Below are 15,892 nucleotides of genomic sequence, written 5' to 3' on the forward strand. Positions count from 1 at the left end.
TCCTATTATACTTGTGGGTTCGGAATTTTGGAATGGCTTGTTAGATTGGTTTAAGGATACATTAGTAAAACAGGGAATGATAAAAGAAGAAGACCTTTCAATTTATAGAGTAGTAGATTCAGCAGATGAAGTTGTAGCTCATATTAAGGATTTCTATGATAAATACACAGTGAATGTGAATTTTTAATTGGCATATCATTTGAGAATAGTACATTTGCTGTTAAATAATATTAAAATTTTTGAGATGAAAAAAGTATTATATATTCTCGGAGGTATTTTTGTACTCATTATGATGAGTTTTATGCCGGCGGATTTCTTCTCTTCTATGACTAAGGTAGATTATGTAGAAGGTAGTAAGACTTTGAAATTTACTACTAAAATGAATGCCGAGCATATCTCCAATGCGATAAGAGTACAGACCAATGCACCGAATTTTGGCTCTGAAGCAGAGAAATATGTAGGCAGAACTTTTACGGTGAGTGTAAATGGAGTAGCGAAAAGCCTAACTTTTACAGGTAGCCAAGTAAATGGAGAAACCCTATGGGTATATTTTGAAGCAGGAGGCGTGAGCGATATGAGTAGTATCAAGATAAAAAATACCATTCTCCTTGATGTCTATCCTAAACAGTTTAATGTTGTGAATATCGCATACAAAGGGCAACAAAAAACGATGAATTTCTTAAAAGGAAAAGAGACAAATGAGGTATCTTTCTAAGACAAAAAAAATTCCTATTTTCTATGCTGAATAACGAGAGACAAATTAGCTCAACAGTAATAAAACAGGTAGCTTTATTGGCAATTATATTGACACTAAGCTACCTGATATGTTCTAACCTGTCTATGTTCATCCCCTCTGTACTTGGAGCAGCTACACTCTACATAATGTGCAGAGATTTTAATTTCTACTTACAGAGAAAGAGGCAGTGGAAACCGATGTGGGCATCATTATTTATTCTGTTTCAGAGCCTTGTGGTGCTCATAATACCCGTGTACTTCTTTGCGGATTCCTTGATTGTGCGGATTATTAATTCTCAACAGTATCTGGAGCAGTTAAGCGATTTCCTCAATAAAATACAGGAATATATCTATTCCCAAACGGGGGTAGATGTTCTTAGCAAGGATAATATCACAAAAATCCAGAGCTTGGCAGCACAGCTTTCTACTGAGATTGTAAGCACTACGGTGAATATGGTTACCATTGTTTCGTCTATGTACTTCATCCTTTACTTTATGTTTGCAAATGCTCGTCAGTTTGAGCATGCACTGATGACAGCCATTCCTTTTAAAAGAGCAAATACAGACCTTATTGGGCAGAAGTTCAGAAAGCTCGTTATTGCCAATGCTGTAGGTATTCCTGTAGTGGCTTTGGGACAGGGTATCGTTGCACTTATCGGTTACTTTATTTTTGGAGCACCGAGCCCTATGTTTCTCTTTGGTCTTACGGCTATTGCTTCTATGATTCCCATTGTGGGAGGTGCTATAGTCTATATTCCTGTTTCGATTTTTATGGTAGCACAGGGAGATAGCACAGGGGGAGTGCTGCTGGCACTTTACTGCCTTGTAGTGGTAGGGCTTACCGATAATGTTCTCAGATTTACCCTCCTGAAAAAGTTGGAAGATATCCATCCGCTTAATACTGTTTTTGGAATTATAATGGGTATGAACCTTTTTGGCTTTATGGGCTTGGTCTTTGGACCTATTATGGTCTCTATTACGGTGCTTCTTATTCAGATTTATAAAGATGAATTTCTTAGTGGTGATGATGAGCCAATTTCAAGCCCCAAGGAGGGAGAGATAAATAATCAATAGAGATGAATACAGGTATAGACCCCAGTATTTTAAAGGAAATTTGTAAAGTGAAAATGCCCTTTGGGAAGTATAAGGGGCATATTCTTGCGGATTTGCCTATCTCTTACCTTGAATGGTTTCTCAGGAATGGAGGCTTCCCCAAAGGCAGGCTCGGTATGCAACTGGCAACGGTTTATGAGATTAAACTCAATGGCTTGGAGGGCCTCCTGAGTACCATAAAGCAGAGCTTATAGCGGTTTTTAATTCTGCCAATTATCAGTATCTTTGCCCGCGAAAAATTTTAAAGATGTCAAAGTCATTAATTCCAAAGTTAGAAGCTATCAAGCAACGATATAATGAAGTCGCAGATCTCATCATTCAGCCCGATGTAATATCCGACCAGAAGAAATACTCTCAGCTCAATAAAGAGTACAGTGATTTGGGGAAAATCGTACGCGTATATGATGAGTACAAGCAAGCACTTGACACTATTTCCGAATCTGATGAAATTATTGCCGATGGTTCAGATAAAGATTTGGTAGATTTAGCAAAAATGGAAAAGCAAGAGGCTTTGGCTAAAATCCCCCAGTTTGAAGAAGACCTTAAATATCTCCTCATCCCCAAAGACCCTGCCGATGATAAGAATGTGATCGTAGAATTGCGTGCAGGTACGGGGGGAGACGAGGCTGCAATCTTCGTGGAAGATATCTACCGAATGTATGCAATGTACTTTAAACAAAAAGGCTGGAAGCACGAGATTACAGATTCCAATGAAGCATCAAAAGGCTATAAAGAGCTTATAATGAAAGTAGAGGGAGATGGCGTATATGGCATTATGAAGTTTGAATCTGGTGTGCACAGGGTGCAAAGGGTACCCGAAACCGAGTCTCAGGGGCGTGTGCATACTTCAGCAATTACCGTAGCGGTACTCCCCGAAGCAGAAGAAGTAGATGTGGAGATCAACCCAGCCGATATAGAGATGCAGACCTCCCGATCAGGGGGTGCTGGTGGACAGAATGTAAATAAAGTGGAAACCAAAGTACAGCTTACCCATAAGCCATCGGGTATTGTGGTGGTTTGCCAGCAGGCGCGCTCTCAACTTGCCAACCGTGAGCTCGCAATGGAAATGCTCCGCGCAAAACTCTACGATATAAAGCTCCAGGAAGTGGTAGGAGACATTGCTGCACAGAGGAAGACAATGGTCTCTACGGGAGACCGCTCTGCAAAGATTAAAACCTATAACTATCCGCAGGGGAGGGTTACAGACCATAGAATCAATAAATCTATCTACAACCTCGATTCCTATATGAATGGTGATATCCAAGAGATGCTCGATGCTGTAATAATGGCAGAAAACGCCGAGAAGATGAAAGGAGAAGAATAGAACATATATTGCTAATAGCTATTAGTTAAAAGCCAGTTGCCAGTTATCAGCAACTGGCTTTTTTAGAGATGAAAGTCCCATTTTTTAAAAACGCAGTCAGTTTTTAAAAAAAAGGCAGTCAGTTTTTTTTGCTTTCTCTGTGGGGTTTGGAAATCAATAACTTACAAAGGTGTTTTTTTAGGCTTTAGGCAGTAAGTGGCAATTGGCTTATAGCAGGTTAGTTTGTCCTAAGTGCCTCACCGGTTACGGTGCGGCTACGGTCTAAGTGCCTGCCACGCCAGTGGCTAAGTGTGTCCCACAGTGGGTGGCTTCTAGCTTCTAGCTATTAGCAAGCAGCTAAAAGCCAATCGCCAGTAGCTTACTGCCTACTGCTTATAGCCTACTGCCATCCGCCAGTGTTTAAATTTTTTCTTACTTTTAGCCAAAATTTAGCAAATGGTTTTAAGCAGGATTTGGAGTGCCTTTATCATTATAGCGGTAGTGGTAGCGAGTTTTAAGTATATGCTTTCGGGCAATTATCAGACGATTTATAATGATATGGTAGTTGGTAAAAGCGGAGATACGGTACAGATAGCACAGAAGCTCGTAGTGGATTTGCCATTTGATGCAAAGGAAAAGTTTAAGGAGAGCCATAACTTTTCGGATGGTAAAATTCACTACCGATACAATCCAACCGATGAAACCGTGAAAATATACAGAATACAGGAAACCGATGGGGTGATTGGCACCAGCCAAACGGCAGTGAATATCTGTATAGGGCTTATCGGGATTATGACGCTCTTTATGGGCTTTATGTCCATCGCTGAGAAAGCTGGAGGCATCAATCTCCTCTCGCGGCTGATACAGCCGTTCTTCTCCCGTCTCTTTCCTGAAGTACCGAAGAACCACCCTGCTTTTGGGCATATGCTGATGAACTTCTCGGCAAACCTTCTCGGCTTGGATAATGCCGCAACACCTTTTGGGCTGAAAGCAATGGAAAGCCTGCAAAGCATTAATCCAAATAAAGACAAGGCGAGCAATTCTCAGATAATGTTCTTGTGCTTGCACGCAGGGGGAATGACGCTCATCCCAGTATCTATTATTGCCATTCGCGCATCTATGGGCTCGGTAACGCCTACGGACATCTTCCTTCCGTGTATGATTGCTACCTTTTCTGCTACTCTGGCAGCGATGATTATTGTGTCTCTCTATCAAAGGCTCAATTTGCTTCAGCCCGTTGTGCTGGCGTATATCGGAGGTATTTCGGTGATTATTGCTCTACTGGTAATGTATCTGGTACATCTGAGCAAGGATGAGCTGGATACTTTCAGTAAAGTACTGAGCAATGGATTGATTTTGCTGATTTTCCTCGCCATTGTGCTTGGAGGAATCTATAAGCGAATTAATATTTTTGATGCCTTTATAGAAGGAGCAAAGGAGGGATTTACTACTTGCGTAAAGATTATTCCGTATTTGGTGGGGATGCTTATCGCGATTTCTATGCTCCGAACTTCAGGAGTATTTGATGTGGTGATAGAGGGAATGAAGTGGCTGGCTGGCGTAGCCAACCTTGATGCGAGATTCGTAGATGGGCTGCCCACAGCGCTTATAAAACCTCTCTCTGGCTCTGGTGCAAGAGGAATGATGATTGATACGATGTCGGCATTTGGGGCGGATAGTTTTCAAGGAAGGCTCTCGGCAGTGCTACAAGGGAGCTCAGATACTACATTCTATGTAATAGCGGTGTATTTCGGAGCTATTGGCATTAAAAACACCCGATATACGGTAACGGCAATGCTGTTAGCAGATTTAGTGGGCATCATTACTTCGGTTGTGCTGGCGTATCTATTCTTTAGCTAATAGAAAATTTTAAGCAAAGAGATTGTAACATTTACTATATAATAAAGTCTAATTATTCAAATTTTTGAAACTATGATAAAACGAAGTTTATCCACATTGTTTTTGGCTGCTGTATTGTCGTTCAACGCCTATGGGCAGTCCTACCAGTGGAAAGAAGCGCAAAGTGGTGGTTATACCTATAAGTATGTAACCAATGACCCGACTAATGCCCGCTTCTACACACTGAAAAATGGTCTTACCGTAATCCTTAGCCCAACCAATAAAGAGCCGAGGATACAGTGCTATGTAGCCGTAAAGGCAGGAAGTAAAACCGACCCTAAGACCAATACGGGGCTCGCACATTATTTGGAGCATATGCTCTTTAAAGGAACTGATAAATACGGCTCTCTCGACTGGAAGAAAGAGAAAAAAGAGCTCGATAAAATAGATGCTCTCTACGAGAAATACAACAAAACCAAAGACGAAAAGAAGAGAAAAGAAATCTATAAACAGATAGATTCCGTCTCTGGGGTGGCGAGTAAATACGCCATTGCAAATGAATACGACAAGATGATGTCTGCAATGGGTGCGCAGAATACCAATGCCTTTACCTCTTTTGAGAAGACGGTTTATACGGATGATATTCCTGCTGGTTCTCTGGATAAATATCTTGCAGTACAGTCTGAGCGTTTTAGAAATCCTATTCTAAGGATATTCCATACCGAGCTGGAAGCCGTATATGAAGAGAAAAACCGCTCATTGGATAGCGACGGCTCTTTGGTCTTTGAAACCCTTTTTGAAAACTTGTTCAAGAAGCATAACTATGGCTTGCAGACTACTATAGGTACTGTGGAGCACCTGAAAAATCCTTCATTAGTAGAAATCAGGAAGTATTTCCATAAGTATTATGTGCCTAATAATATGGCAATCGTGCTTTCAGGGGACTTTAACCCTGATGAAGTGATTAAGAAAATAGATAAGGACTTTTCCTATATGAAGGCGAAGAAGGTACCTAAATATACCTTCGAGCAGGAAACACCGATAACTTCTCCTGTAGTAAAAGAAATCGTAGGCCCAGATGCAGAGAGCGTAACCATAGGGTTTAGATTGCCAGGCAATAAAGACAAAGATGTAATACTCGCAAACCTTGTAGGAGATATTTTAACCAATGGCAAGGCAGGGCTTTTAGACCTTAACCTCGTGAAAAAGCAAAAACTCCTAAGGGCAGGGGCATTTACCTTTACACTTATAGACCACGGTGTGCTTTACCTTTCAGGAGCACCTACCAAAGGGCAATCTCTCCAAGAAGTAAAAGACCTTATCCTAAGCGAGATTGAAAACCTTAAAAAAGGAAATTTTGATGATGACCTGATTCCTTCCATAGCAAATAATATGAAGAAGGATATCATACAAGAAACAGAGTCTTATAATACCAGAGCGAATATCTTAATGCAAGCCTTTACAGATGAGCAGGACTGGAAAGACAGAGTAGCCTATCTGGATGACCTCTCTAAGGTTAAAAAATCAGATGTGGTAGCCTTTGCTAATAAATACCTCGGGGATAACTATGTGGCAATATTGAAGAAAAAAGGAGCGCGTACCGACCTTCAAAAGATAGAGAAGCCAACCATTACTCCTGTGGAAACAAATGCTGATAAACAATCCGACTTTGTAAAAGCAGTGGAGAAAATACCGAGCATTCCTTCTCAGCCAGTGTTTTTGGACTATGACAAAGATCTGCAAAAGTCAAAACTCGGAGATGCAGAGGTACTCTATGTTCAGAATAAGGAGAATCAGCTTTTCAGACTGAGATACAGATATAAAATATCAAAGTTTAATGACCTGAAAGTACCTTTGGCTACTCAATATCTTCATTATCTGGGAACGGATAAAAAATCCGCCGAAGAAATCTCCAAAGAATTCTATAAGATTGCCTCAAGTTTCAGTATTTCTTCCGGTGAAGAATATACTACCGTAACCATTGAAGGCTTGCAGGAGAACTTTGATAAAGCCGTAAAACTCTACGAAGATTTAGTAGCAAATGCACAACCTAATGAAGAGGCATTGAAGGCATTAAAAGCAAGGCTCCATAAATCAAGAACCGATGCCAAAGCGAATAAAAGTACTATAATGGGAGCTCTTACAAACTATGCTCTTTATGGCGCTAAGAATAAATTTAACCATACCTTTACCAATGCTCAGCTGGATGCCCTTACAAGTAAAGATTTGAAATCTTCTCTATGCAGTCTGAGAGATGCCGAGCAAACCATTATTTATTACGGTCCTGCATCCTTAAAAGAAGTAGAGGATAAGCTCGCAAAAGAGCATCATATCTTTGGCTATAACAGCCCGAAAGGCTATAAGAAATGTACTGTACCACAGGCTGTAACTTTTACTCAAACCGAGCAGAAAGAAAACCGAGTACTCTTTACCAATTATGAAATGGTACAGGCAGAAACCCGCTGGTTAAGAAATACTACACCGTATAATCCTCAGGAAACAACGCTAGTAAGAGTCTTTAATAATTACTTTGGTAATGGGATGGGCTCCATTGTTTTCCAGACTATCCGAGAGAGTAAAGCATTAGCGTATAGTACTTATGGAGTCTATGTATCTCCATCTAAAAAGAATGATAAATACTATATGCAGGCTTATGTAGGCTCACAAGCGGATAAGTTTAAAGAAGCGGTCTCTGCGATGAATGATTTGCTGAATACCCTCCCTGTACTCTCTGGTAGCCTTGATTTGGCTAAAAACCAAGTGAAGAAAGATATACAGACAGAGAGAATAACTCAAGATGGTATTATTTATAATTATCTTGCGGCTCAGAATTTAGGTCTTAAAGAGGATATCAGGAAGCAGGTTTATCAGAATGTAGATAAAATTACGATGAGAGATGTCCAGAGTTTCCACGAGAAATACTTCTCTCAGAAGCCTTATACTTATGTCGTTCTCGCTTCGGATAAAAAAGTATCTAAGGAAGAGCTTCAAAAAATAGGTAAAGTACAAACCCTTAGTCTTGAAGAATTATTTGGATATTAAAATAATTTTTTGAGCAGGATAAAATCCATACTAAGTACTGCTTAGTATGGATTTTTCTTCTATAATTGATGATGAGGAGAGCTTTTGCCTAAGGGAAAAATTCGCGAAATATTTTTCTCTTTGAAAAAAAATATATACTTTTGCACACCCTTATTGGGAAAATTATGTTTAATCGTTAAACTTATAAGTGTGAATACATTAAGTTACAAAACTGTATCAGCGAACAAGGCTACCGCTAAAAAAGAATGGGTTGTGGTAGACGCTGAAGGACAACCATTAGGTAGATTAGCCTCTGTGGTTGCAAAGATTTTGAGAGGAAAGCACAAAACGAACTTCACTCCCCACGTAGATTGCGGAGATAATGTTATCGTTTTGAATGCTGGAAAGGTTAGCCTTTCAGGAAACAAGTGGGCAGATAAGACTTACATTTGGCATACTGGTTACCCAGGCGGTCAGAAGTCTGTAACAGCTACGGAATTGGTTAAAAAGCATCCGCTAAGACTTGTAGAGAAATCTGTAAAAGGTATGCTTCCTAAGAATAAATTAGGAACTCAGCTTTACAAAAATCTATATGTATATGAGGGAGCAGAACACAAGCACGAAGCTCAACAGCCAAAAGTAATTAATATCAACGAATTTAAATAATCACTATGTCTACAGTTCATAAAATTGGAAGAAGAAAAACTTCTGTAGCAAGAGTATATTTGAAGCCGGGTACTGGTAACATTAAAGTTAATGGTAAGGATGCTAAAGAATATTTCTCTACAGATGTATTGGTATATAAATTAAACCAACCATTTGCATTAACTGAAACAGTAGAGCAATATGATGTTACTGTGAATGTTTTCGGTGGTGGTATTACAGGACAAGCTGAAGCTATCCGATTGGGTATTTCTAGAGCGCTTTGCGAGGTAAATGCTGAGTATAGATTAGCTTTGAAACCTGCGGGTCTATTGACCAGAGATGCAAGAATGGTAGAAAGAAAGAAACCAGGTCAGAAGAAAGCAAGAAAGAGATTCCAATTCTCCAAGCGTTAATATTTTGGCTGTATGCTATCGGTTATCGGTCAGCATATTGCATTTATTTAATTTATTATTCAATAATAATCTCGCTGGGAAGCCGAAAGCACAATCTGCAAGACGCCAACAGCATTATTGCCCGTTATGTTTAGCATCCAAACTTTACTCCCACTCATTGTAAAGTTGATTGCAAAAGAAAGCGGAAAGTAAACTAACAAAAAACAAAAAAATGGCAAAAGTAAATGTAAAAGACCTCTTAGAGGCAGGTGTACACTTCGGTCATATGACAAGAAAGTGGAATCCGAATATGGCTCCGTATATCTTTATGGAGAAAAATGGTATTCACATCATCGATTTACATAAAACAGCTGTTAAATTAGAAGAGGCTTGTACAGCTCTTGAAAAATTAACTTCAGCTGGTAAAAAAGTTCTTTTCGTAGCTACAAAAAAACAAGCAAAAGAAGTCGTAGCTAAACACGCACAAGAACTCAATATGCCTTACATCACAGAAAGATGGCCAGGCGGTATGCTTACTAACTTCGTTACAATCAGAAAAGCAGTTAAGAAAATGAATGCTATTGATAAAATGAAGAAAGATGGCACATTTGAAACTTTATCTAAAAAAGAAAGATTACAGGTAGACAGACAAAGAGCAAACCTTGAGAAGAACCTCGGTTCTATTGCGGATATGGTGCGTTTGCCGTCAGCTGTTTTCGTAGTAGATATTTTGAGAGAGCATATCGCTGTAACGGAAGCTAAGAAATTGGGTATTCCTGTATTCGGTATCGTAGATACAAACTCAGACCCAAGAAAAGTGGATTTCGTAATCCCAGGAAATGATGACGCTTCTAAATCTGTTGATATGATTCTAAGCATTGTAGCAGATGCAGTAAAAGAAGGTCTTTCTCAAAGAAAAACAGAGAAATCTAAAGAAGAAGGCAAAGAAACTGCCGATGCTGAATAAGGTTTCTAATTAAAGAGAAAAATTATCATTTTTTAAAATTTAAAAATACGCAGAAAGGAGCTACTCAAAGTAGCTCCTTTTATATTTTGGTCTATAAAAACGATAAATCAAACGAGAAAGGTAGCAGGTCTCTTATGGACTTGGTTTTATAGATAGCTCCTTCCAATGAGCTGAAAAAGAATTCTATCTCCTCGTTTTGTTTGGATTCGTATTCTAACATACTCTGTCTGCACGCACCGCAAGGCGGCGTCGCAGGAGCATCGGGCTTTGTACGAGGTCCTCCGATAACGAATATCTTTTTAATTTTTGCATCAGGATGGTTAGCTGATGTCCAGAAAATTGTCGTTCTCTCCGCACATAAGCCAGAGGGATAGGCAGCATTCTCTTGGTTGCTCCCCGTAATAATTTCTCCGCTTTCTAATAATAAAGCACAGCCTACGAGAAAGTCCGAATATGGTGCATAGGCGGTTTCTCTCACTTTTGCAGCGGCATCGTAGAGTTTTCTGTCGGCTTCGCTAAGCTCATCTTTCCCATTGATGAGCTCATATTTAATGATGAATTCTTTTTCCATAGTTAAGAATTAAAAAAATGGAGTTAAATTTAAGACTTTTCAGTGGAATAACAAGTATAAAAGGCGAAAATGTTAGTTTTATTGTGTTAAATCCCTAAATCTTTCCAGAACTCAGGGTAGGATTTCTCTACTACCTCGGGGTTTTGTATCTCGATTTCTTGGAGGAGGGAGTAGGGGGCAAAGCTCATCGCCATACGGTGGTCATCATAAGTCTTGATAGAGATGGGCAGTTCAGGCTTTGTATAATGAAGCGTTTTGATGCTACAATGGCTGGTCTCTGTGTGGCAGCCGAGTTTTTTGAGTTCATTATGAAGAGCGAGAAGCCTATCGGTCTCCTTTATTTTAAGGGTCGCCAAGCCTTCAATCGTAAAGGGGATTTGCATTGCAGCAGCTGTTACACAAACGGTTTGAGCAATGTCTGGGCAATCATTCATATCAAGGTGGATTTCCGTAGGACGAGAGAAATCCGCCTTTGGAATTAATGACAAGGAATGCTCATTATCATTAAAAACAGTCTCTACACCGAAGAAATTCCTGTAAATTTTGGATACAACAGCATCTCCTTGCAGTGAATCTCTCTTAAAGTTGGAGAGTTTAATTTCCCTCCTCCCAATAGCAGCGAAAGAGTAGAAATAAGACGCCGACGACCAGTCGCTTTCCACAATAAAAGAGGATTGGGAAGGCTTGGCATTGAGGAGATAAGGGATAAAAATCTTCTGACCTTGAAACGAGATAGGGGCGTTAGGATAAAGCGTTTTGAGTATCTTTAATGTCATTTCTAAGTAAGGTCTGGAAGTGATTTCGCCTACTAATTCTATCATAAGCCCAGAAGCTAAACTCCCTCCTATAAGGATGAGAGAGGTGATGAATTGTGAGGAGATACCTGCCGGTATTCTCACCGAAGATTTCTCTATCTTCTTGCCCTTTATTTTGAGTGGAGGGAAGCCCGCTCTCTCCAGATACTGAATATCTGCTCCCAGCTCTTGTAAAGCCTCTACTAATGGGGAAATGGGGCGCTGCTTCATCCTTTCCGAGCCTGTAAGTAGGGTTTCTCTTCCCTCTTGGATAGCAAAAAATGAGGTGAGAAAGCGCATTGCAGTACCCGCATTATGCACATCTATTATCTTGTTTTGAGAGGCGAGGGCACTTTTGAGTAGCTCTGTATCCTGTGAACTTGAGGGGTTGAGGATTTCTATAGCTCCTAAGACTTTTTGGAGGATGAGCAGGCGATTGGTCTCGCTTTTTGAGCCTTTTATTTGTATTTCTTTGGGGAGTTTGGGCTTATGGATTTTCATCAGTCTTTCAGCTTGGGGTTGTTTTTGTGGCGGTCTCTGTCCCGTTTGGTTTTAGAAATCATTTTCTTGTCAAATGCTTTTTGCAGGTCAGTATCGGTTTGGTTGGCGAGGCAGAGCAAAACGAAGAGTACATCTGCAAGCTCTTCTCCAAGGTCTTTGGTTTTATCGGTTTCTTTTTCCGACTGCTCACCGTATCTCCTTGCGATGATTCTCGCCACTTCACCCACCTCTTCTGTGAGGATTGCCATATTGGTCAGCTCATTAAAATAGCGTACACCAACCGTTTTTATCCATTCATCTACTTTTTTTTGAAGCGAACTTATTTCCATAGTATTGAGGGATTGAGATTAATAACAAACTTTGCCTACAGGGATTTTCTTGTTAAAGAATTGATTAAAAAAACGGCTCAAAGATAACTAAAAACACTGATAATAATTTATAGTTTAGAACCGTAGCCGGTGACGGCTACCAGCCGATGGACTTAGCCACAAACTATCTACCTCCAGCTAGTAGCTAAAAGCCAGCCGCCAGCTGCTAATTGTTGCCAGATAAAAAATAAGTTTTATATTTGCCTCGCAATTAGATGAAAAAAGGATGAAAAGGAATACACAAAACATGACAAATATCATATACGCAAACTTGCGTATGTGCAATAATTTGTTATCCTTCCTTCCTTCCTTCAAAATATAGTCTTATTTAAAAGACTATATAGAGCGCCGATAGGCGCGCGGGCTCTGCCCGCGCGCCTATCGGCGCTTTTGCACTTGCCCGTTTTTTATTTTTCCACTTGTGCAGGAGGCTGTGCTCCCCACAAAGTCGCGAGCGAAGCGAGCGACAAAGCGCTAGTCAATCTTCTTTTAGAGCAAAATCAGACAAGAGAGGAGAGAAGGGAGGTGCATTGTCGCCAGCCTTTGGCTGGCGACTCAATCGCAGTTTCAACGCTCAATAATTATTCCCAAGGAAGTAACATAAATAATAGATATATGAGATTTAAAATGATTTTAGCGTTTGTGCTAATAGGAGTATTAGCCAGCGCACAGACAGAGTACGACGGCAGAGTCGGAATCAATACAGAGACGCCAAAGGCTACTCTGGATATTTCGCGGAATACAAGTGTATCATCTAGTTCTGTGCAAGGTGTAATTTTCCCAAGAGTAACATCAGTTGAGCGAGATGCTTTTAATTCTGCAGATATAGTAGAAGGTACAATGATTTATAATACCGATAGGAAATGCGTAGAGATATTTTCTAATTCGGGTTGGGACTGTATCTCTTCGGTTGCGCCTTCTTTGCCACCAGGAGTTACGCTTCAGATTATGGGAGCGGGCTGGGATGGTGTCTTCCAAGCGGGGACAGCCGTAGCCGCAGGTTCCGGTACGCATAAGGTGAAGCTTCTTATTAATAATACTGGAGCTACGCCTTATACTCAAAACCTTTCTTCTGCAATGACGATTACGAACATTCCTGGCACTCTGCCAGGGGGCGTTCCTGCACCTACAGGCACAGTAGCTTTGGATGGAGCCCAAAACAGTTCGGTAACGGTAGCACCAGGCACCTCCCAGATTATTTCGTATAACCTGAAAGGTATGCCGCAGGTAGGGAATATAAAGGCTACTTTCCGTATAGGGATATACAATGTAGAGCAGACCTATACCGTAAGCCAGGGTACGGCCTTGTTCCAAGACCATAGCATATTTGTATTTTCTTGGAAGGAAGACAGCTCAGTGCAGGGAACACCTCCTATTACCTCTTCTTACCAAGGGAAGATAGACGGCAGTATCTATAAGATACCGGTTAAGATACCGTACAAGAACGGAGATGGTAAGTCTTTTGGAGAATTCACTAAGACGGTAAGCATAGGTACAGCGCCTAACCAGAAGACCTTAAAGCTAACAATACCTGCTGGTAGGCTGCACCAATCGCCTAGTACAGGGCTTTATAATGTAATTACAGGTACGCTGGAGGTAATAGACGGCACTTACAACGCACCACTCTTAGAGTCAGGAAGTGCCGATGAGCTTATAGCTACTATTCCGGTACAGCTAACGAGTGCGATGACGCCATTTAACTTAAAAGTTTATGCTACAGGAGGAGTTAAAGACAAGCAGTATAACCACGAGACAGCAGGGGTAGCAGGCAGGTATGACCACCGCTTTGTGTACAGCAAAATAATGACCTATGACGGGCAGATATGGCTAGACAAGAACCTTGGAGCATATTTTGCCGATGCAAACCGTATAGCAGACTTTGGCTATGACCAGATTTATGAGATGCGAGTTCCTAATACACTTATGGACTACAGAATGTTTGGTTCTGCATTCCAGTGGGGCAGGGTAGCCGATGGCCACGAGTTAATTGACTGGCCGAGTAGCCTTTCAGGTCCATCACCGAGTGGCCCTAACGGAGTCTATAGATATAATTCTGTGACTGATTTTCCTTTAGGTACTACTACCGATGCTTGGAAACGATATAACAAGACAGAGTATAATGCTAATGTTTCTAGTTATACTGATCCTTGCCCAAGTGGCTGGCATACCCCTACACAACCAGAAATGCATCAGTTGAAGTTAAATACTGTAGGAGGAGGTATACTCGTAGATATAAAGTCTTATAGAGGAAGCTTTTTTACAGAGATTCTTCGACTTGGAACAGCTTCTGGTACAAGTCCTTTTTCGATAGAACAATGGAGTTTTTTATGGACGAAAACACAGGATACTTCTAATGATGCATATTATATTCGAGCATCTTCATATGAAGATAGGAACCCACAATTTAGAGTTCCACAAGCTTTAGATCCATCAGTATCTCCAGGTGGTGAAACTGTAGGACAAATATTAGGGGTAGGTAATAATATTACTATACAAAAAATATCTACAATGTCCGTTCGTTGCATAAAAGACTAGTAAATCCCAAAGGGGGAGCAATCCCCCTTTTATAAAAGGAAACATTATAAACCAATAAACATTATTACAATGAAAAATACTTTAAAAGCGTGGCTAAGAGATAACCCTCTTACCAGCGACCCATCAGATTTTGTAGGCGTACCCGCAAGCGTAGGGAGTGTAAGCATAGCAGAGATTGTAGCAGAGCTCAAAAAAGAAGGTATGGAGATAAAAGAAGAGACGGCAATAGACATCGTTTCCCGCTTTAATCGCAAGAGCACAGAGCTCGTGCTCCAAGGCTATGTAGTGAATACAGGTCTCGTGATAATGCGCCCAGCCATCAAGGGAGCCTTCCGCGATAGGACTTGGGATAAGGACAAGCACAGCGTCTATGTAAATGTCAATCAAGGAGTAGAGCTAAGGAAGGCAATCTCTCAAACCAAAGTAGAATTCCTTGGCGAGCAATCCAGTCCAATGGCAATCTTCGGTATTACCGACCTCAGCACAGGCAAAACCGATGGCACACTCACCAAAGGCAAGAATGCAGAGATTAAAGGTTCTTACCTCAAGGTTGCAGGCACCCACGCAGACAATGGCATCTACCTCACCAATATAGACACCAAGGCTAAGACAAAACTCGAGGACATCGTGATAAATGAGCCATCTCGTCTTTTGGTGCTTATCCCCGCCTCGCTCCCCGCAGGCAACTACGAGCTGAGCATAACTACACAGTTTAGCAATACCTCGAAAGTCTTTCTAAAAACCCCAAGAACTGAGGTGCTTAATACTCCTGTAGTCATTGCCTGATTAATCTACTTAACTATCTATTATAATGCTATTTAAATCATATATTAATGTTTTTTTGGGACAATTGGAAAAGCGAAGCAGTCTCGCTCTCCCGAGCGATAGTGTCTCGCTCTCTCGGGCGAAGGTGACTCGCTCTCTCGGGCGATAGTGTCTCGCCTACTCAGGCGATAGAAATTAGCCAAGATATCCCATTAAACCTAAACAATAAATAAGCTTTAAGAATGAATAATAAACTCAGCGATGAATTTTAAAGCCATTAGCTGATAAGAAAGAAAATAGAAACCTTGCACTTTATCACTTGTGTGCATAATGCGTTTTTATA

At 40.7% G+C, this 15,892-nt stretch carries 15 protein-coding genes (1 of these 15 running past the window's edge); 12 read left to right on the plus strand and 3 right to left on the minus strand.

Annotated features, from left to right (window positions below; genetic code table 11):
* The 10 genes from DBX24_RS05195 to rpsB form a co-directional block, all read left to right on the plus strand.
* Nucleotides 1-187 carry the 3' portion of an LOG family protein gene (locus DBX24_RS05195; RefSeq protein WP_160224169.1) on the plus strand. The gene continues 572 nt to the left of window position 1, outside the view, so 187 of the gene's 759 nt are visible here — the last part of the coding sequence; the start codon falls outside the window, past its left edge; it ends in the stop codon at nucleotides 185-187.
* A 57-nt stretch (nucleotides 188-244) separates the two neighbouring features.
* Entirely contained in the window at nucleotides 245-715 is a 471-nt protein-coding gene (locus DBX24_RS05200) for a DUF6702 family protein (RefSeq protein ID WP_160224170.1), read from the plus strand.
* A gap of 23 nt (nucleotides 716-738) precedes the next feature.
* Complete coding sequence (locus tag DBX24_RS05205; RefSeq protein ID WP_160224172.1) at nucleotides 739-1,809, plus strand: AI-2E family transporter; 1,071 nt, start codon at nucleotides 739-741, stop codon at nucleotides 1,807-1,809.
* A 14-nt stretch (nucleotides 1,810-1,823) separates the two neighbouring features.
* Entirely contained in the window at nucleotides 1,824-2,042 is a 219-nt protein-coding gene (locus DBX24_RS05210; RefSeq protein WP_160224704.1) for a DUF3820 family protein, read from the plus strand.
* A 53-nt stretch (nucleotides 2,043-2,095) separates the two neighbouring features.
* Complete coding sequence (gene prfA / locus DBX24_RS05215; RefSeq protein ID WP_120489644.1) at nucleotides 2,096-3,172, plus strand: peptide chain release factor 1; 1,077 nt, start codon at nucleotides 2,096-2,098, stop codon at nucleotides 3,170-3,172.
* A 435-nt stretch (nucleotides 3,173-3,607) separates the two neighbouring features.
* Entirely contained in the window at nucleotides 3,608-5,011 is a 1,404-nt protein-coding gene (locus DBX24_RS05220; protein WP_160224174.1) for a spore maturation protein, read from the plus strand.
* 72 nt (nucleotides 5,012-5,083) lie between these two features.
* The gene (locus tag DBX24_RS05225) at nucleotides 5,084-8,032 is read left to right on the plus strand and encodes a M16 family metallopeptidase (RefSeq protein ID WP_160224175.1); all 2,949 of its coding nucleotides are present in this window, start codon (nucleotides 5,084-5,086) and stop codon (nucleotides 8,030-8,032) included.
* 189 nt (nucleotides 8,033-8,221) lie between these two features.
* Entirely contained in the window at nucleotides 8,222-8,677 is a 456-nt protein-coding gene (rplM, locus tag DBX24_RS05230; RefSeq protein ID WP_120489746.1) for a 50S ribosomal protein L13, read from the plus strand.
* Nucleotides 8,678-8,682: 5 nt separating this feature from the next.
* Nucleotides 8,683-9,069: a 30S ribosomal protein S9 gene (rpsI, locus tag DBX24_RS05235; protein ID WP_120489641.1), complete on the plus strand. Its 387-nt coding sequence runs from the start codon at nucleotides 8,683-8,685 to the stop codon at nucleotides 9,067-9,069.
* Nucleotides 9,070-9,280: 211 nt separating this feature from the next.
* A complete protein-coding gene (gene rpsB, locus DBX24_RS05240; RefSeq protein WP_120489745.1) occupies nucleotides 9,281-10,015 on the plus strand; it encodes a 30S ribosomal protein S2 in 735 nt (244 codons plus the stop codon).
* 91 nt (nucleotides 10,016-10,106) lie between these two features.
* Here rpsB and DBX24_RS05245 read toward each other — a convergent pair whose 3' ends face one another.
* From DBX24_RS05245 to DBX24_RS05255, 3 genes are all read right to left on the minus strand, one after another.
* Complete coding sequence (locus DBX24_RS05245) at nucleotides 10,107-10,586, minus strand: cytidine deaminase (protein ID WP_120489640.1); 480 nt, start codon at nucleotides 10,584-10,586, stop codon at nucleotides 10,107-10,109.
* An 86-nt stretch (nucleotides 10,587-10,672) separates the two neighbouring features.
* Nucleotides 10,673-11,881 carry a 3-phosphoshikimate 1-carboxyvinyltransferase gene (locus tag DBX24_RS05250; RefSeq protein ID WP_120489639.1) on the minus strand — a complete coding sequence of 403 codons (1,209 nt, stop codon included), beginning with the start codon at nucleotides 11,879-11,881 and terminating at the stop codon, nucleotides 10,673-10,675.
* Nucleotides 11,881-12,210: a nucleotide pyrophosphohydrolase gene (locus DBX24_RS05255; protein ID WP_160224177.1), complete on the minus strand. Its 330-nt coding sequence runs from the start codon at nucleotides 12,208-12,210 to the stop codon at nucleotides 11,881-11,883. The genes DBX24_RS05250 and DBX24_RS05255 overlap by 1 nt, the downstream gene beginning before the upstream one ends.
* A 654-nt stretch (nucleotides 12,211-12,864) precedes the next feature.
* Between DBX24_RS05255 and DBX24_RS05260 the strand changes: the two genes are divergently transcribed.
* A complete protein-coding gene (locus DBX24_RS05260; RefSeq protein ID WP_160224179.1) occupies nucleotides 12,865-14,784 on the plus strand; it encodes a phage tail-like protein in 1,920 nt (639 codons plus the stop codon).
* Between the two features lie 69 nt (nucleotides 14,785-14,853).
* Nucleotides 14,854-15,570: a DNA-binding domain-containing protein gene (locus DBX24_RS05265; protein WP_160224180.1), complete on the plus strand. Its 717-nt coding sequence runs from the start codon at nucleotides 14,854-14,856 to the stop codon at nucleotides 15,568-15,570.
* Nucleotides 15,571-15,892: the final 322 nt, after the last annotated feature.

Source organism: Bergeyella cardium, from assembly GCF_009914665.1.
Taxonomy (GTDB): domain Bacteria; phylum Bacteroidota; class Bacteroidia; order Flavobacteriales; family Weeksellaceae; genus Bergeyella_A; species Bergeyella_A cardium.

Coding starts and splice junctions, on each gene's coding strand:
- DBX24_RS05255 (WP_160224177.1), bottom strand. CDS start 12,210: ATGGAAATAAGTTCGCTTCAAAAAAAAGTAGATGAATGGATAAAAACG.
- DBX24_RS05265 (WP_160224180.1), top strand. CDS start 14,854: ATGAAAAATACTTTAAAAGCGTGGCTAAGAGATAACCCTCTTACCAGC.
- DBX24_RS05250 (WP_120489639.1), bottom strand. CDS start 11,881: ATGAAAATCCATAAGCCCAAACTCCCCAAAGAAATACAAATAAAAGGC.
- DBX24_RS05245 (WP_120489640.1), bottom strand. CDS start 10,586: ATGGAAAAAGAATTCATCATTAAATATGAGCTCATCAATGGGAAAGAT.
- DBX24_RS05225 (WP_160224175.1), top strand. CDS start 5,084: ATGATAAAACGAAGTTTATCCACATTGTTTTTGGCTGCTGTATTGTCG.
- rpsB (WP_120489745.1), top strand. CDS start 9,281: ATGGCAAAAGTAAATGTAAAAGACCTCTTAGAGGCAGGTGTACACTTC.
- DBX24_RS05200 (WP_160224170.1), top strand. CDS start 245: ATGAAAAAAGTATTATATATTCTCGGAGGTATTTTTGTACTCATTATG.
- DBX24_RS05260 (WP_160224179.1), top strand. CDS start 12,865: ATGAGATTTAAAATGATTTTAGCGTTTGTGCTAATAGGAGTATTAGCC.
- prfA (WP_120489644.1), top strand. CDS start 2,096: ATGTCAAAGTCATTAATTCCAAAGTTAGAAGCTATCAAGCAACGATAT.
- DBX24_RS05205 (WP_160224172.1), top strand. CDS start 739: ATGCTGAATAACGAGAGACAAATTAGCTCAACAGTAATAAAACAGGTA.
- rpsI (WP_120489641.1), top strand. CDS start 8,683: ATGTCTACAGTTCATAAAATTGGAAGAAGAAAAACTTCTGTAGCAAGA.
- DBX24_RS05220 (WP_160224174.1), top strand. CDS start 3,608: ATGGTTTTAAGCAGGATTTGGAGTGCCTTTATCATTATAGCGGTAGTG.